The sequence below is a fragment of the Myxococcus sp. AB036A genome, assembly GCF_006547355.1.
Classification (GTDB): Bacteria; Myxococcota; Myxococcia; order Myxococcales; family Myxococcaceae; genus Myxococcus; species Myxococcus virescens.
Genome location: NZ_VHLC01000018.1, coordinates 64,162 through 82,270, shown reverse-complemented (window position 1 = coordinate 82,270; position 18,109 = coordinate 64,162). Strand labels below are relative to the sequence as shown.

The 18,109-nt window shown below is 69.3% G+C and carries 6 protein-coding genes; all 6 read left to right on the top strand.

Annotated features, from left to right (window positions below; genetic code table 11):
- Nucleotides 1-3: 3 nt before the first annotated feature.
- Genes FL344_RS10285 through FL344_RS10260 form a run of 6 tightly spaced genes read left to right on the top strand, consistent with a single transcriptional unit; the run spans nucleotide 4 to nucleotide 18,094 of the window.
- Nucleotides 4-5,562, top strand: a complete 5,559-nt coding sequence (locus tag FL344_RS10285; RefSeq protein ID WP_141618389.1) for a type I polyketide synthase — start codon at nucleotides 4-6, stop codon at nucleotides 5,560-5,562.
- Between the two features lie 7 nt (nucleotides 5,563-5,569).
- Entirely contained in the window at nucleotides 5,570-11,059 is a 5,490-nt protein-coding gene (locus FL344_RS10280) for a type I polyketide synthase (RefSeq protein ID WP_141618388.1), read from the top strand.
- A complete protein-coding gene (locus FL344_RS10275; protein WP_141618387.1) occupies nucleotides 11,056-15,363 on the top strand; it encodes a non-ribosomal peptide synthetase in 4,308 nt (1,435 codons plus the stop codon). Before FL344_RS10280 ends, FL344_RS10275 begins: the two co-directional genes overlap by 4 nt.
- The gene (locus FL344_RS10270) at nucleotides 15,363-16,442 is read left to right on the top strand and encodes a patatin-like phospholipase family protein (protein WP_141618386.1); all 1,080 of its coding nucleotides are present in this window, start codon (nucleotides 15,363-15,365) and stop codon (nucleotides 16,440-16,442) included. The genes FL344_RS10275 and FL344_RS10270 overlap by 1 nt, the downstream gene beginning before the upstream one ends.
- 18 nt (nucleotides 16,443-16,460) lie before the next feature.
- Entirely contained in the window at nucleotides 16,461-17,624 is a 1,164-nt protein-coding gene (locus tag FL344_RS10265) for an ArsA family ATPase (RefSeq protein ID WP_141618385.1), read from the top strand.
- Nucleotides 17,624-18,094, top strand: a complete 471-nt coding sequence (locus FL344_RS10260) for a hypothetical protein (RefSeq protein WP_228557866.1) — start codon at nucleotides 17,624-17,626, stop codon at nucleotides 18,092-18,094. The genes FL344_RS10265 and FL344_RS10260 overlap by 1 nt, the downstream gene beginning before the upstream one ends.
- Nucleotides 18,095-18,109 lie beyond the last annotated feature (15 nt).

The following is an 18,109-nucleotide window of genomic DNA, read 5'->3' as shown; positions in this document are numbered from 1 at the left end:
ACGATGTCAGCGCAAGGAAGCGATACGAGCTACGGCGAGCTGATGAAGCGCGCACTCCTGAAGTTGCAGGAGACGCAGTCGAAGCTCGATGCCCATGAGCAGGAAAAGCACGGGGCCATTGCCATTGTCGGCATCGGCTGCCGTTTCCCAGGGGGCGTTACCAGCCCTGGCGAATACTGGCGCCTGCTCTCCGAGGGCGTGGACACCGTCACCGAGATTCCATCCGACCGGTGGAACGCGGACAGCTTCTTCCACCCCGACCCGGACCATCCCGGTGGCATCTACACGCGCCACGGGAGCTTCCTGAGGGACATCGACCAGTTCGAGCCGCGCTTCTTCGGCATCTCCCCGCGTGAGGCGGCGCGGATGGACCCGCAGCACCGGCTGTTGCTGGAGGTCGCCTGGGAGGCCGTGGAGCGTGCCGGCCGGAATCCGACGAGCCTGAGCGGGACGCGGACTGGCGTGTTCGTCGGGCTGATGGGGCAGGACTACACGCAGATTGCCACCCAGTCCCCGGAGCTCATCGACGCCCACACCGGCGCGGGAAATGGCGCGAGCGTCGCCGCGGGACGCCTGTCATATTCCTTCGGACTCGAAGGGCCCAGCCTCACGGTTGATACCGCGTGCTCCTCGTCACTGGTCGCGGTGCACCTGGCCATCCGCAGCCTGCGTCAGCGGGAGTGCGACTTCGCGCTGGCGGGCGGGGTGAACCTGGTCCTCTCTCCCGTCGCGACACTGATTGAGTCGCGCACGCACATGCTGTCGGCCGATGGCCGGTGCAAGACTTTCGACGCCTCGGCGAACGGCATCGGGCGAGGGGAGGGCTGTGGGCTCGTCTTCCTGCGGCGCCTGTCGGACGCGATCGCGGATGGGGACCCCATCGTCGCGGTGATTCGCGGCTCGGCGGTGAACCAGGATGGGCGGACCAGCGGACTCACCGTGCCCAACGGGCTTGCCCAGCAGCGCGTCATCCGGGATGCCCTGAGGGACGGACAGGTGGAGCCCGCGAAGGTGGGCTACGTCGAGGCTCACGGGACGGGGACGTCGCTGGGTGACCCCATCGAGCTGGAGGCCCTCGCGTCCGTCTACTGCGCCAGGACGGGACGGCAGCAGCCGCTGATGGCCGGCTCGGTGAAGACGAACATGGGGCACCTCGAAGGTGCGTCCGGTATCGCGGGGTTGATCAAATCCGCGCTGTGCCTGGCGAACGAGGAGGTCCCGCCGCATCTCCACCTGCGCACGCCCACGCCGCATGTGGACTGGAAGCAGTTGGCCATCGAAGTGCCGACCGCGCGCCGTCCGTGGCAGGGGACGGAGTCGCGCTTCGCGGCGGTGAGCTCGTTCGGCTTCTCGGGGACGAACGCGCACGTCGTCCTGGAGTCCGCGCCCCGGCCGAAGTCTCCGGTCCGGGATGTGGAACGCCCGCGTCACGTCCTGGCGCTCTCCGCACGCTCGAACGCCAGTATTCGCAGGCTGGCCGGGTCCATCGCGGAGGAGCTGTCGCAGGGCCCCGCGGAAGGGCTCGCGGATATCTGCCACACGGCGAACACCGGCCGGAGCGCCATGGAGGAGCGCGCGGCCTTCACGGCTTCGACCTCCGAGGAACTGACCGAGGCGCTGCGCGCGTTCAGCCGTGGAGCGCCCACCGTCCCCGAGACCTGCGTGGAAGGCCGCCGCGACGCCGAGGCACCGCGCGTCGCGTTCATCTTCACGGGCCAGGGTTCCCAGTACGCGGGCATGGGCCGGGAGTTGTTCGACACGCAGCCCGAGTTCCGCCGGGAACTCCTGCGCTTCGAGGGCATCCTGAAGCCGCACCTGGAACGGCCGCTGACCGAGGTGCTCTTCCAGGACACGGAAGGGGCGCTGGACGAGACGCGATACACCCAGCCGGCGCTGGTGGCGCTGGAGCTGGCGTTGGCGCACCTGCTGCGAGCGTGGGGAGTGCGCGCCGACGCGGTCCTGGGCCACAGCGTGGGCGAGTACGCGGCGGCCATGTTCGCGGGTGTCCTGGAGCCCGAGGTCGGCTTGCCCCTGGTGGCTGAGCGCGCTCGGCTGATGCAGGCGCTGCCCGAGCGCGGCGCGATGCTGGCCGTGTTCGCCGAGCCTGCGCGCGTGCTGCCGCTCATCGCCGGGCATCCCCGGGTGACGCTGGCGGCCATCAACGGGCCGCGGAATACCGTCATCTCGGGGGACAGCACGGCCATCGAAACCGTGGTCCAGGCGCTCGTGGAGGCGGGCATCGAGAGCCGGCGGCTGAAGGTGTCACACGCGTTCCACTCTCCGCTGATGCAGCCCATGCTGGCGGAGTTCGAGCGGGCCGCGAGCCGCGCCTCCTTCCAGAAGCCGCGCCTTCCCCTCATCTCGAACCTCGACGGACGCGAAGCAGGCGAGGCCATCACCCAGCCTGCCTACTGGTCCCGGCATGTCCTCCAGCCCGTGCGCTTCGAGGATGGCATCCTGACGCTCCTCCAACGCGGGGTGCGTGTGTTCCTGGAGGTGGGCCCCAAGCCCTCGCTGTCCAACCTCGCGCGGGACGTGGTGGCGGGGGAAGAGGCGCTGTGGCTGGAGACGCTTCACCCGCGCCGCTCCGACTGGGCCGGCCTGCTCCGGGCGATGTCCGAGCTGTATGTGCGCGGCGCCAGGCTGGACTGGGAGCGCTTCGATTCCGGCTATGGGCGGACCCGCAAGGCCCTGCCGACCTATCCCTTCGAGCGGCAGCGGTACTGGCTGGACGTGCCCGCGCCGTGGACGCGCACGTCACACCGTGTGTCGACCCACCCGTTGCTGGGGACGCGTCTGGAGTCCGCCGCTTTGAAGGAGGGGACGACCGTCTTCTCCAGTGAGCTGTCGGCGGGAACCGTGCCTTTCGTGGCGGACCATCGGGTGTACGGCAAGGCGGTGGTTCCCGCGGCGGCCTACGTGGAGATGCTGGCCTCGGCGGCGGCGCAGGTGCTCGGCACGGAGTCGCTGCGGCTGGAGGACATCTCCCTGCTTCAGCCGCTGGTGCTCCCCGAACAGCAGACGCGGGTCGTCCAGACGTTGCTGGAGGACCAGGGCGAGGCGGGCCTTGCGTGCAAGGTGGTGAGCCGGGGGGACGAGCGCTCGGAGGAGGGCGGCGGCGCGCGCTCGGCCTGGGTCACCCATGTGACGTGCCGGGTGTCGGCACTGAGCGCCGTGGCCCCATCGGTGGACCGGGCGACGTGGGGCCGAGACTGCTCGACGCCTGTCTCCATCGATGAACTCTCCGCCGTCTTCACGCACCACGGGCTCGACTATGGGCCGTCCCTGCGCGTGCTGACGTCGCTGCATCGGGGGACTGGGGCCGCGCTGTCGTTGGGCCAGGTGGAAGACCGGAGCGGGCACTACCGCGTCCACCCGGCGCTCTTCGACGGCTGCTTGCGCACGGCGGCGGCGGTGTCGCAGCTCACGGAGGAAGACGCGCTGCACCTCCCCGTGGCCTTGCAGACGCTGGACCTGTACCGGCCGCTGCCGGAGCGGGTCTGGACGTATGCGGCGCAGCCTCCCCGGGAGGGACAGGAGGGTTTCTCAGCGACGGACCTGACCCTGTGTGACGACGATGGCGCCGTGGTGGCCGTCGTGTCGGGGTTCTCGGTGCGCAAGGCCGAGCGCGACGTGTTGCTGCGTGGGCTCGACAACGACTTCCAGGACTGGCTGTACCGCCTCAACTGGGTGTCGCGTGCCGTCACGGAGGAAGCCCACTCCGCGAATCAACATTGGGCCGTCTTCGCCAGCGAGGACGACTTCTCCTCGGAGCTGGTGCAGGCGCTTTCGCAGCGTGGCGAGCGCTGCACGTTGGTTCGCAAGGGGGAGTCGTTCAGCAGCACGCCCGAGGGCTTCCGCATCAATCCCGCCAACCCGGAAGACCATGCGCGGCTCGTCACTGCGTGGGCGAATCAGCCTCCCACGGGGTTGTTGTACCTCTGGGGCCTCGATGAGGGGGACCAGGCGGGTGACACGGGCGCCAGGCTCGACGCGGCTCAGGAGTCGGGGTGCCTGGGCGCGCTGCGGTTGGCGCAGGCCCTGGCGCATGGGCAGGGCGCGTCGCCCCGGCTGGTGTTGGTGACGCGGGGCACGCAAAGCCTGCCCTCCGATACGCACGGCGCCCGCGTCGCGCAGGCGCCGCTGTGGGGCTTCGGACAGGCCGTGGCGACGGAGTTGCCCGAACTGCGGTGCCTCCGCATCGACCTGCCCGCGGAGCCCCGGTCCGAAGACCTGGGCACCTTCGTGCGGGCGCTCGCGTTGCCGGATGGGGAGTCTGGCGCTGCCATTCGTGGCGGCGGTCTCTACACCCCTCGGATCGAGCGGGCCCGTTCACGGTCGGTCGCGGCGAAGAAGGTGTCCATCGTCGCGGAGGCCACCTATCTCGTCGCGGGAGGCCTGGGGGGACTCGGTCTGCGTGCCGCCAACTGGTTGGCGGCGCAGGGCGCACGGCATCTGGTCCTGATGGGGCGCAGTGCTCCGTCGCCTGAATCCCGCGCCCAGCTCGATGCGCTCGAGGCCCAGGGCGTGAAGGTGCGGGTCGCACGGGTGGACATCGCGTCTCACGACGCCATGGCGGACCTCTTCGCGAGCCTGCGCGAAGCCCCGCCCGTGCGCGGCATCATTCATTCGGCGGGCGTCCTCCGCGACGGAACGCTCGCCAACCAGACGTCCGAGCAGTTCCGGGAGGTGTTGGCCCCCAAGCTTCAGGGCGCGTGGAACCTTCATGCGCTCAGCCAGGGCATGGCGCTGGACTTCTTCGTCTGCTTCTCGTCCGCCGCCTCGCTCATCGGGTCTCCGGGCCAGTCGAACTACGTCGCTGCGAATGCCTTCCTCGATGCGCTGGTCCATCTGCGCCACGCGGAGGGGCTGCCCGCGCTGACGCTCAACTGGGGCTCGTGGGCGGAGACGGGCATGGCGGCGCGGCTGGAGCGGGCAGCCTCCGCGCGGCCGGGGGCGCAGGGCTTCGGCGCCATTCCCGTCCAGCAGGGCTTCAGCGTCCTGGAGCGGCTCATCGGGAGCGCGCAAGTCCAGTGGGGCGTCTTCCCCGTGGATTGGACGCGGCTGGCGGAGCAGTTGCCAGGGCTCGCGCGGCAGGCGCTCGTCCAGGGCTTGCTGGGGAGCGTGCCACAGCGGGTGCAAGCACCGGCCTTCCGCGCGCAGTTGGACGCGGCGCCGCCGAATCGCAAGGCGGAGCTGCTGCGTCAGCACGTCGCGGGGCAGGTGTCCGCGACGTTGGGCATGTCGGAGTCGGAGCGGCTGTCCGGAAACGAGCGCCTGTTCGAACTGGGCGTCGATTCGCTGCTGGCCATCGAAATCAAGAACCGGCTCGCGAGCAGTCTCGGGCGAAGCCTGCGTTCAACGCTGATTTTCGACTTCCCCACCGTGAACGGACTCGTCGCGCATCTGGCCGAGGAGCTGGAGCTGGGGACAGAGGTTCAGAAGAAGCAGGAAGCATCGCGGGAGGCGCAGGGCGCGCTCTCCGCGGAGATTCAAGGGCTGTCGGAGCAGGAGCTGACGTCCCTCATCGACCAGGAGCTGGAGAGCGCGCTCACCAGATGAGACCCTGATGGCGAAACTATCTACACGCATTTCCGAATTGCCTGTCGTCAAGCTCGCGTACCTCGCGAGCCAGCTGCGCTCGAAGAAGGAGCTGCTGGCGGCCGAGCCCATCGCCGTGGTGGGCATGTCCTGTCGCTTCCCCGGCGGAGGTGACCTGCCAGAGACGTTCTGGGAGCTGCTCGCCGAGGGCCGCGACGCGACACGGGAGGTACCTGCCTCACGCTGGGACGTCGACGCGTTCTACGACCCCACGCCCGGTGTCCCGGGAAAGATGTACACGCGCCGAGGCGCCTTCATCGACGGCGTCGACCTGTTCGACCCTGGCTTCTTCGGCATCACGCCGCGGGACGCCAAGGGCATGGACCCACAGCAGCGCTTGTTGCTGGAGGAGTGCTGGCGAGCCCTGGAGCGCGCCGGCATCCCGCCCGCCGGCCTCACCGGGAGCCGCACCGGCATCTTCCTGGGGCTGATGCACAACGACTACAACCTGCTGGGCATCGCCGAGAACATGGAGTTCCACTCGGCGTCGCTCAACTACCCGTCCGTCGCCGCAGGACGCATCTCCCACACGTTGGGCCTTCAGGGGCCCGCGGTCTCCGTGGACACGGCGTGCTCGTCGTCCGCGGTGGCCATCCACCTGGCCTGTCAGAGTCTCCGCAACGACGAGAGCGACCTCGCGCTCGCCGCGGGCGCGAACCTGAACCTCTCTCCCGTCACGGTGATGGTGGAGTGCCAGAACCGCATGCTGGCGGCGGATGGCCGCTGCAAGACGTTCGACGCCTCCGCGGACGGCTTCGGGCGCGGCGAGGGTTGCGGCGTCGTCGTGCTCAAGCGCCTGTCGGACGCGCTGGCCCAGGGCGATGCCATCCTCGGCGTCATCCGGGGCTCGGCGGTCACACATGACGGCCGCAGCAGCGGGATGATGGTGCCGAACGGACGCTCGCAGGAGCGCGTCATCCGGGCGGCCCTGGATAGCTGCGGCGTGGAGCCGGACCAGGTGGGCTACATCGAGGCCCACGGGACGGGGACACTGCTCGGCGACCCCATCGAGATGGAGGCGCTGCGGTCCGTCTTCGGGCGCAAGGGCGCTCGCGGTGAGCCGCTGTACGTCGGCTCGGTGAAGACGAACATCGGGCACCTGGAGGCCGCCGCTGGCATCGCGGGGCTCATCAAGGTCCTGCTCGCGTTGCAGAACGAGGCCATCCCCGCCCACCTGAACTTCGAGCGGCCCAATCCGAACATCCGCTGGGACGACCTGCCCGTCACCATCCCCACGGCCACGCGGCCCTGGCTGCGCGGTGACAAGCGCCGCATCGCGGGCGTCAGCAGCTTCGGCTTCAGCGGCACCAACGTGCACATGGTCGTGGAAGAAGCCCCCGTGCTGGCGCGGCCCCGCGTGGACGCGGAGCGCCCGGCCCATGTGCTGACGCTGTCGGCGAAGAGTGAAGCCGCGCTCGAAGCGTTGATGGAAGCGCAGGAACGCGCATTGCCGGACGACCCGGTGACGCTGGGAGACTGGTGCTACACGGCGAACACGGGCCGCTCCCAGTTCGAGCACCGCGCCGCTGTTTCGGGCGCCACGGCCGCGGAGCTGCGCGCGAACCTGACACGGCTGCGCGAAGAGAAGCTGCGCCCGGCGCGCGAACCCCTGCGCGGAACGGAGAGCCCCCGGCCTGTCTTCCTCTTCACGGGGCAGGGCGCGCTTCGCCCTGGAGTGGGACGGGAACTCTTCGAGACGCAGCCGGTGTTCCGGGCAGCGGTGGAGCGGTGCTCCAAGGCGCTGGAGGGCTTGCTCGATTGCAGCCTCGAGGCGCTCCTCTTCGGTGAATCTTCCGCAACGCTCCTGGAGGACACGCGCCATGCGCAGCCCGCGCTGGTGGCCCTGGAGTATGCGCTGGCGGAGCTGTGGGGGGCCTGGGGCGTCACGCCAGCGGCCCTCATCGGGCACAGCCTGGGAGAGTATGCCGCGGCCGCTGTCGCGGGGGTGTTCAGCATCGAGGAGGCGCTGCGTCTGGTCGTGACGCGCGCGCGGCTCATCGGCGAGCTGCTGGGCCCAGGCGCGATGCTGGCCGTGTCTGCTTCGCTCGACACGGTGAACCGGGCCATCGCGCCGCACGCCGGCGCGGCCTCCCTGGCGGCGGTCAACGGCCCTGATGACGTGGTCGTCTCCGGGACGCCCGACGCCATCGCCGAGGTGGAGCAGGCGCTGTCGAGCCAGGGCATCCAGACGAAGCGTCTGCGGATGTCCTACGCCTTCCACTCCACGCAGATGGAGCCCGTGCTGAAGCCGTTCGCGGAGGCCTTCCAAGGGCTCACGCTGTCGGCACCGCGCATCCCGCTGGTGTCCACACTGGAGGGCCGGCGTGTCGGCGACGAAGTCTCCCGGCCCGATTACTGGTGCCGCCAGATTCGAGAGCCCGTCGCCTTCGCCAAGGCGCTGGAGGCGTCGCGGGAGGACGGGCACCGGACCTATCTGGAGCTGGGGCCCGCGCCCATCCTGGCTGGCATTGGCCGCAGGACGTTCCAGTCGGAAGACCTGTGCTGGCTCCCCAGCCTGCGTCCGTCCACCGGAGAGACAGCGCAACTGCTCTCCAGCGTGGCGGAGCTGTACATGCGTGGCTTCGACGTGGATTGGGCTGCGTTCGATGCACCTTTCGAGCGGCGCCCGCGCTGCTTGCCGACGCATCCCTTCCAACGTGAGCGCTACTGGATGGACTTGCAAAGCCCCGAGAATCGCCGGGGCCATGCGGCGCGTGACGATGCCGCGCGAGGCGAGGCGCACGCCCTGCCGGGGACACCGCTGTCGCTCGCGGGTGCGAAGGAAACGCGCTTCGCGGCCCGGCTGAGCAGGAACGAGCCCGCCTTCATCGTGGAGCATCGTGTGCTGGGCAACCCCGTGCTGCCAGCCGCCTGCTACGTCGAGATGGCGCTCGGCGCCGCGCACCACGCGACGTCCGGCGGGAAGCCTCTGGAGCTCACGGCCATCGAGTTGGAGCGAGCGTTGGTCTTCGCCGAGGGACAGTCACAGGACGTCCAGACGGTGCTGACGCCCGAGGAGCAGGGCTCCCGCTTCGAAATCTTCGGGCAGGCGACAGGGACGGCGGACCGGAGTTGGGCCCGGCTGGCGCAGGGCCGCATCACCGAGGGCCGCACGCACCCGGAGAACGTGGCCCTGGAGTCGGAGCTGTTGCAGGCGTTCCCCCGGCAGGGCTCCGTCAGCGCGCACTACGACATGATGGCGCGCGGCGGGTTGGAGTACGGCCCTTCGTTCCGAGGCATCGATGCGCTGCGGTTCGGCGGGGAGGGATGCCTCGCCCACGTGCGGCTGCCCGATGCGCTCGTCATCGGTTTGGGGGACTACTGGCTGCATCCGTTGCTGCTCGACGCATGCTTCCAGACGGCGGCGGCGGCGTTCACGGACGGCGGCGCGCACGTGGGAGGAGAAGGGCAGGGGCGCATTCCGGTCGCCATCGAGCGGCTGCGTTGGTTCAAGCGGCCCGGGAGCAGCATCTGGGTGCACGCCCGAACCGGGGCGCGCACGTCGCTCTCTGAGGGACTGGCGAGCGCCGACCTCCGCATCCTGGACGAGGACGGCGCCGTCGTCGCCGAGGTGGAAGGTCTGCTGCTGAAGCAGGTCGACCGCCGAGCGTTCCAGGCGGCCTTCTCGGGGGCGATGCAGGAGCTCCTCTTCGAGCTGGCGTGGCGGGAGCAGCCCGTGCCCTCCGCCCGTGACCAGGTGGCTTCGCAGTCCGGGCCCTGGCTGTTGCTGGTGGACTCGGACCGCGTCGCGGACGAAGTCAGGGCGTTGGCGCGGCAACGCGCTTGGACCTGCGTGGTGGCCACGCCCGGTGCGTCCTACGAACGCGTCGACGCGACCCACTACCGGCTGAACCCCCATGACGCGGCGGGCTTTGACCGGCTGCTCCAGGACGCCTCCGCTCCAGCGGCAGTGGCCTACCTGTGGGGGCTCGGCGACCGTTCTCCCGAGGCCCTCTCCGGCTCGGTGACGTCGAGCACCGTGGGCGCGCTTCACCTCGTGAAAGCGATGGCGCGTGCCAGCTGGGCGCAGCCGCCTGCCCTGTGGATGGTGACGGAGCGCGCGGTGGCCGCCACGCCCACGGATGCGGTGGAGGGCTTTGCTCAGGCCTCCCTCTGGGGCTTCGGCCGCGCGGTGGCCATCGAGCACACGGAACTCATGTGCCGCATGGTGGACTTGGAGCCGGGCTCCGAAGCGCTGGAGCGGTTGTTCCACCTCATGGCGCAGCCGCCGCAGGAGAACGTCTTGGCCCTGCGCGGCGGCCGGATCCTGGGCGCGCGCCTCGTGCGTCCTGGCAAGCCACCTGAACGCGCGGCCCCCGTGCGTATCCACCCGGATGGCGTCTACCTCGTCACGGGAGGCCTCGGGGCGCTGGGGCTCGCGACGGCGGAGTGGCTGGTGGGGGCCGGGGCGCGGCACCTGCTGCTGGTGGGACGGAGTGCACCCACGGACGCGGCGGACGCTCGGCTCGCGGCGCTGACCGCTCGGGGCGTCGGCGTCACCGTCGCGCGCGCGGATGTCTCACGACAGGAGGACGTGCAGCGGTTGGTGGCGGGCGTGTCCGAGCGGGGCCAGTCCCTGCGAGGCATCATCCACACGGCGGGCGTGCTGGAGGACGGCGTCATCCTGCACCAGGATGCGGAGCGCTTCTCGCGCGTGTTCGCGCCCAAGGTGCAGGGCGCGTTGAACCTGCACCGCGCCACGGCTGGGATGCCGCTGGACCTCTTCGTCATGTACTCGTCCGCGGCCTCGCTGGTGGGTGTGGCGGGACAGTCGAACTACGTAGCGGCGAACAGCGTCCTGGACGCACTGGCGCACCACCGGAACCGCCTGGGCCTGCCAGCCCTCAGTATCAACTGGGGACGGTGGGCGGGCGCGGGCATGGCCGCCAAGAGCGCGGACCGGCCGGAAGCGTCGGATGCCGCCAGCCTCACACCCGAAGTGGCGCTCCAGGTCTTCGAACAACTGCTGGAGCAGGGGGCCGTGCAGGTGGGCGTCGTGCCCTTCAGCGTCTCCTCGCTGGAGGCGGGGCCTTCGCCCGGCCATGGTCCCTTGTTCTCCGAGCTGATGCTCCGTGAGCAGGCCCGGTCCGCGGCGGCTTCGCGGATGCATGAGCTGATGGAAGAGCTGAAGCGGGCGGACGGAGAGCGCCGGCGCGCGCTGCTGACACGGTACGTGCAGAGCCGGCTGGGGCCCTTGCTGGGCTTCGCTCCGGACCACGAGGTCCTCCAGAAGAAGATCTCCCTGAACGAGATGGGGCTCGACTCGCTGCGCGCGGTCGAGCTGAAGAACCGCATTGGCCGCGAGCTGGGAGTCGACCTGCTCATGGCGCGTTTCATCGACGGCACCACGCTCGACGGGATTGTGGATGCGCTGAGCACCCAGCTCGAGCTCAAGGATCTGCTCGCGCGTGCTCCCGCGGCGGAGGCCGCAGCCGACATCGAGGAGTTGACGGTATGAACCTGGGGGAACTGCTCGCCGAGCTGAATCGGCGGGGCCTGGAAGTCCGGGTGGAAGGCGACGCGCTGAGGCTGCGCGGACCGAAAGGCGCCGCCACCCCGGAGCTTCGGCAGTCACTGGCGGAACACAAACCCGAGCTGCTCGAACTCCTGCGTGCCCATGACCGGGGGCAGGAGGAGGCGCCCATCGTCCCGGTTCAACGCACCGGGCCCGCGCCGCTCTCCTATGGGCAGACGCGGCTGTGGTTCCTCGACCGTTTGGAGCCCGGGAGCACCGCCTACAACCTGATGCTCGCGTTGCAGGTCGAAGGGCACCTCGATGTGGCCATCGTGAAGCGCTGCTTCACCGAGGTCATCCGTCGCCACGAGGTGCTGCGCACGCGGTATGCCGAGCACGCGGGCGTCCCAGTCCAGATTGTCGACCCGGAGCCCCGGTTCGACTTCCGCGTGCTCGACGAGCGCGAGGTGCTGGCCTCAGAGCCCGCGGGCGTGGAGGCCTTCCTCCAGCGTGAGGGCAAGCGGCCCTTCGACCTGTCCACGGGCCCCGTGATGCGCGTGCTCATCATCGAGCGGGGGCCCCAGGGACAGTACCTCCAGCTCTGCCTGCACCACATCGCGGCGGACGTGTGGGCGCAGGCCATCCTCGTCCGCGAAATCGTGACGTTGTATGGCGCCTTCGCCAGCGGCCAACCTTCGCCGTTGCCGCCCCTGACGCTCCAGTACTCCGACTTCGCTGTCTGGCAGCGGGAGTACCTCCAGGGCGAGGTTCGCCAGAAGCTGGTGGACTACTGGCGCAGGAAGCTGGAGGGGGCGCCTCCGCTGCTCGAGCTTCCCACGGACCATCCGCGCCCCAAGGTGCAGTCGAACCGCGGCGGCGAGGTGCGCTTCGAAGTGGGCCCCCAGCTCACCGCCGCCCTGAAGGCGCAGAGCCACACGGCCCGCACCACGCCCTTCGTGGGGATGCTGAGCGCATTCTTCGTTCTCCTGCACCGCCTCACGGGGCGTGAGGACCTGGTCCTGGGCGCGAACTCCATCAACCGGACGCGCACGGAGCTGGAGCCGTTGGTGGGCTTCTTCGTGGACAACCTGGTGATGCGGGTGGACCTTGGCGGCGGCCCGGGGTTCGCCACGGTGCTGGAGCGCGTGCGTGAGACGGTGCTCGATGCCTTCGCTCATCAGGACCTGCCCTTCGACCTGCTCGTGGAGGAGCTGAGGCCCGCGCGCAGCCTGGGCTTCAACCCGTTGTTCCAGGTCGTGTTCGCCTGGGTCCGCGCTTCCGGCGAGGCCCAGGACGAGACGGGCCTCCGCATGCGGCCAATCGAGTTCGAGGCGGAATCATCGCGCTTCGACCTCAACCTCTTCGTGGATGACCACGGCGACCGGTTGTCGGCGCGGATGGTGTTCAACCGCGACCTCTTCGAGCAGGGCACCATCCAGCACTACGTGGACTGCTTCCAGGTGCTGCTCGAAGGGCTCGTGGCCGAGCCCCAGCGGCCGGTAGGCGAGCTGCCCGTGCTCCCCGCGGATGTCCGCGAGCGCGTGCTCCGGCAGTGGAACGACACGGGGACGCAGGAGACGGAAGGCGCGTGCCTCCATGCGCTCATCGAAGCCCAGGCGCTGCGCACGCCGGATGCGGTGGCCGTCGTCGTGGACGACTGGGAGCTGACCTACGGCGAGCTCGACCAGCTCAGCGACCGGGTCGCAGCGTCACTCCAGGATTTGGACGTGGGACCGGAGGTGGTGGTCGGCGTCTACCTGGACCGTTCGGCGGAGCTCATCGTGAGCCTGCTGGCGGTGATGAAGGCAGGGGGCGCGTTTCTCGCGCTCGACGCAGACGAGCCCGTGGACCGGCTCCGCCACATCGTCGCGGATGCGCGGCCCCGGGTGGTGATTTCTTCCACGAAGCTGTGCGAGCGCCTCTGGGGCATGGGGGGCTTCGTCACGCTCAACGTGGACGAAGGCTTTCGGGGCGTGCCCGCTGCGCCGGGCCAGCAGCTCCGCCGTGACGTCCTCCCCGACCAACTGGCCTACATCCTCTACACGTCAGGCTCGACGGGCCGGCCCAAGGGCACGGAAATCACGCACCGGAGCATCGTCAACTACCTGCGCTGGAGCGTGGACGCCTACCGGCTCCGCGAAGGGACGGGGAGCCCGGTGATTGGCTCCGTCAGCTTCGACGGCACGCTGACGAGCCTCTTCGCGCCGCTCCTGGCGGGCCGCGCGCTGTTCCTCGTGCCACGCGGTCACGAAATCGACCAGTTGACGTCCCGGGACTACCCCGAGCAGGGCTTCAGCTTCATCAAGATGACGCCGTCGCACCTGCGGGCCTTCAACGGCCTGGGGCGCACGCGCGAGGTGCTCGGCCGCACCCACGCGGTGGTGCTGGGCGGGGAAGGGCTGCACGGTGTGGACCTGGCCCCGTGGCGGGAGCAGGGCCTCCCCACGCGCGTCATCAACGAGTACGGCCCCACCGAGGCCGCGGTGGCGTGCTGCTTCGAGACGCTGCTGCCGGATGGAACACCCCCTCCGGAGCGGGTTCCCATTGGCCGGCCCATCCCGCACATGCGGTTGTACATCCTGGACCGGTACCTCCAGCCCGTGCCCGTGGGCGTCCCCGGCGAGCTGTACATCGGCGGCGTCGGACTGGCCCGAGGCTACCTGCGCCGGCCGGACCTGACGGCGGAGCGCTTCGTCCCCAACCCCTTCGACGGGGGCCCCGAGGGTTCGCGGCTCTACCGCACGGGGGACCACGCCCGGTACCTCTCCGACGGCCGCATCGAATACCTGGGCCGCCAGGACGACCAGCTCAAGATTCGCGGTCACCGCGTCGAGGCGGGAGAGGTGGAGGCCGCGCTGGGCCGCCATCCCGACGTCGTCCAGGCCGCAGTGCTCCTGCAGCGCCTCCCCAGCGGGGCGCCGCGCCTGGTGGCCTACGTGCAGCCCCAGTCGATGGAGAACGGTGACCTGCGGGCCGAGCTGCGCAAATCCCTGCGTGAGGTGTTGCCCGAGTACATGATGCCGGAGGCCATCGCGGTCCTCCCGGAGCTGCCGCTGACGCCCAGCGGGAAGATTGACCGCAAGGCGCTCCCGCCCGTGGAGTCCGAGGCCCCCGTCGCCAGCGCGCTGGCCCGCACGGAAGCGCGGACCGAGACGGAGCGGCAACTCCAGGTGCTGTTCGGTGAACTCCTGGGACTGAGCTCCGTGGCGCCCACCGACAGCTTCTTCGAACTGGGAGGCCACTCGCTCCTCGCCGTCACGCTCATCTCGCGCATCTCCGCGAAGCTGGACATCGAGGTGCCCCTCAACGAGGTGTTCGACCGGCCCTCCGTGGAGGCCCTGGCGCACTGGATTGACGAACACTCCAGCAAGGTCACCGCGCTGATTCGCCAGCTGCCCGCCTGTGTGGTGGCGCTGAAGCCCCTGGGACACAAACCGCCGCTGTTCCTCACCCCGCCGTCCGCTGGCAGCCCGGCCGTCTACGTCGCCCTGGCCCGCCATCTGGACGCGGAGCAGCCCGTGTTCGGCTTCCAGATGCCTGGCGTCATGGACGACCAGTTGCCACCGGAGACCATCGAGGACACCGCCGCGCTGTATGTGGCGGCCCTGCGGCAGGTGCAGCCGAGCGGGCCGTACCGGATCGCCGGCTGGTCCTACGGAGGGCTCGTCGTCTGTGAAATGGCGCGGCAGCTCGAAGCGCTCGGGGAACAGGTGGCGCTGCTCGGCCTGATTGACGGCGCGGCGCTGGACCGGCTGTCCGCGCACGACGGTACCCCGCAGGAGATTCCCGCGGGCTCCCAGCTCATCAAGGTGCTGGGTGAGGCCCAGATGCCGCGGGACTACGCCAGCCTGAGATTGATAGGCGAATGGATGGGAATCAGCCTGCCCGAGGCATGGGCAGACCTGCTTCGTCGGGATACAGATGGGCAGTATTCATACCTATGGCGTTTCTTGCGAGACAGCGCGCTGACGGCCCGGAATTTCCTGGCAACACGCCGCTCGGAGCAACTCTATACGTTCTCTTCGTATAAAGGCTCCGCCACACTTTTCAGGACGGGTCCGGTGACGATTGGAGGCGATCCGCTCGTCGACAGTGTGCGCAGATTCGCGCTCGCGGGGACGGAAGTGATACCGGTTCCAGGCAATCACATGACGCTCATCATGGATGAACGGAATGTCGCCGTGCTTGCAATTGAAATACAGAAATGTCTGGATAGGGTTTTGTCGCTCCCGCCAATCGCAGAAGTGTCTCGGGCGGAAATGCCAGCAAAGGGGCTGGCTGCGCAGCTCCCCATGGAGGTCATGTAATGCCGCACCGAGTCCTTGCAATGGATGGTACGTCTATTTCCGGCGGTGAGGGGTATGTCACCGCGGGCTTGCTCAAGTCGTTGAAGGAGACGCTGACCAGTCGCGGAGGCGGGCAGAGCCTGCTGAACGACGTGGAGCTGTTCTCCGGCACGTCCGCGGGGGCCTTCAACGCCGCGTTCTTCGCCACCTACGAGAACCCCGATGACGCCTTCCCCAAGATCCTCGACTTCTGGGGTGAGGTCGTCCAGATGAACCGCAAGGCGGTGTCGCTGGGGCGGACCGCCATGGCGCTGACGGGCAACGCCGCGCTGCTCGACTCCAGCTACATGCGCGACTTCTTCTGCAGCTACTTTGGTGCCACGTTGCGCCTGGGAGACCTGAAGCGGAAGGTGGCGCTGCCGTCCTTCCAGCTCGACGGTCACCGCAAGTCGCTGCGGACCTGGAAGGCCAAGATCTTCCACAACACCGGTCCGGACAACGACTCCGACCACAACGAGCTGGTGGTGGACGTGCTGATGCGCAGCGGTTCGCCTCCGCTCTCCTATCCCGTCTACCAGGGCATCCGGGAGCAGGGCAGCGGCTACGTCGACGGCGGCATCTTCGCCAACAACCCGTCGCTGGTGGCGCTGGCGCAGATCATCAACAACATCACCCGCAAGAGCCGCTCGGAGAAGGTGGAGACGCTGGAGACGGAGCCGCCCGACCTGACGAACATCCTGATGATGTCGGTGGGCAACGGCTGCATGTCTTCCTACCTCACGCCGCACTTCTGCAAGGGCGTGGCCAACTGGGGCTTCTCCAAGTGGCTGCTGGACTTCCACGACCCCATGGTGCTCGTGAAGATGATGCTGGAGGCCGGCTCGGACGCGGCGGACTACCAGTGCCGCATGATTCTGCGGAAGAAGTACTTCCGGCTGAATCCCGTGGTGGACCAGACGCTCTCCGCGGCGAACCTCAAGCAGGTGGAGTCCACCGTCCAGAGCCTGCTGAGCACCCAGTCCACCGTCTCGCAGCTCAACCGTGCGCAGACGTGGCTCGGGAAGTCGGGCTGGCTGTCTGACGCGGCCAAGGCGGCCTAGCTCGAGAGGTGGATTGAGATGGCCAGGATCATTCTTGTCTCCGGTACCGGCGGTTCCGGGAAGACCACGGTGGCGGCCGCGACGGGGCTCGCGGCTTCCCGCCGGGGGCTTCGGACCCTCGTGCTTTCATTCGACCTGTCTCGCGGCCTCAGCGCCGCCATGGGCGTCGAGAGTCCACTCTTCGCTGGCCCCCGGGGCGTTCCCGTGGGCGTCAACGACCACCTGTCCTTCCACGAGGTGGACGTTGGAGAGGAGCTCCGCCGGGGATGGAACGGAGGCCAGGGCGGACTGGCCGCGCTCGTGGATGGCGGGCCGGAGCGCGTGAACGCGGAGGAGGTGGCGATGACGGCCGAGGCGGCCCACGTCGTCATGCTCCTCCGGCTGGGCGAGTACCTCCGCGAGCAGCAGCACGACCTCGTCATCGTGGATTGCCCGTCCACCCGCACGGCCCTGCAGTTGCTCAACACCGTGCCAGCGATGAGCTGGTACGCACGCCAGCAGCAGACCCCCACGCAGCCGGGGCGCAGGGCACGCCTGCTGGCGGCGAGCCTCCACGGCGCGGACGCGAGCCTGGAGGTTCGCGACCGGCTGAACGCCGTGGACGCGCTGCTGCACGACCCGGAGGTGACGACCCTCCGGCTGGTGACCACCGCGGACACGGTGTCCGGACAGGAGGCGCAGCGGGCGTACACGTACTTCAGCCTGCTCGGCCTCGCGGTGGACTGCGTCGTCATCAACCGACTCGCACCGGAAGCCGCCGACGCCGGCTCCGACCAGGTGCGGACGCAGCAGCCACACGTCGAGAAGCTCCAGCGCGCCTTTTCGTCGCTGCTCGTGTTGAAGGTCCCGCACCAGGCCACCGAGGTGGTGGGGGACAAGCCGCTGGAGGTCTTCGCGGAGCAGCTCTACCAGGGAGAGGACCCCGTCCGTCTCACGGCCCCGCAGCCTGCCCTGGGCATCCGCAAGGACGCAGTGGATGCGTACTCGCTGGAGGTGCGGCTCCCCTTCGTGGCGAAGAGTGATGTCGAGCTCTCCCGCCGCGGCGCGGAGTTCGTCATCCAGGTCGGGGCCGTCCGGCGCAACGTCGTGTTGCCTCGGATGATTGCACTCCTCCCGACGTCGGGCGCCCGCATGGAGGGTGACCGGCTCATCGTGAGTTTCCAAAAAGAAAGAGGTGTTTGATGTCCACGCAAGATGATCGTTATCCGCAGGGTTCCTTTGGCGCTTCGCCGGAGTACGGCGCTCGGTTCGCCGAGCTCACCAACGCCCTGATTCCGGGCGGGCGAGGCCTGGTGCAGCAGCTCTTCCGCGCGAAGCAGGAGGCGCTCAAGGGCGTCGCGCACATCCTGGATGCGCAGATTCACGAGCTGCAGCACATCGACGCGGCCATCGAGGACCGGGCGAAGCAGGCGCACACGGCTCCGGCGGCGGGCCAGCCGCCCCGGTCCGGCGTGTCGTTTGGCGACGTGCTCCAGAAGGCGGGGGACCTGATCCTCGCGAAGCGGCCGAAGGGGACGACGGGGTCCGAGGCTGGCGCCCGGCCCAGTGACCGCCGTGCGCCTCCGGAGAGCGCTACTTCTCCGGATTCCAGCAGCTCGGCCGCTGCGTCCAGCCCTGCACCGGAACCGCTGGAAAAGATCTCCATCAGCTAGTCGAAGCGAAAGGGG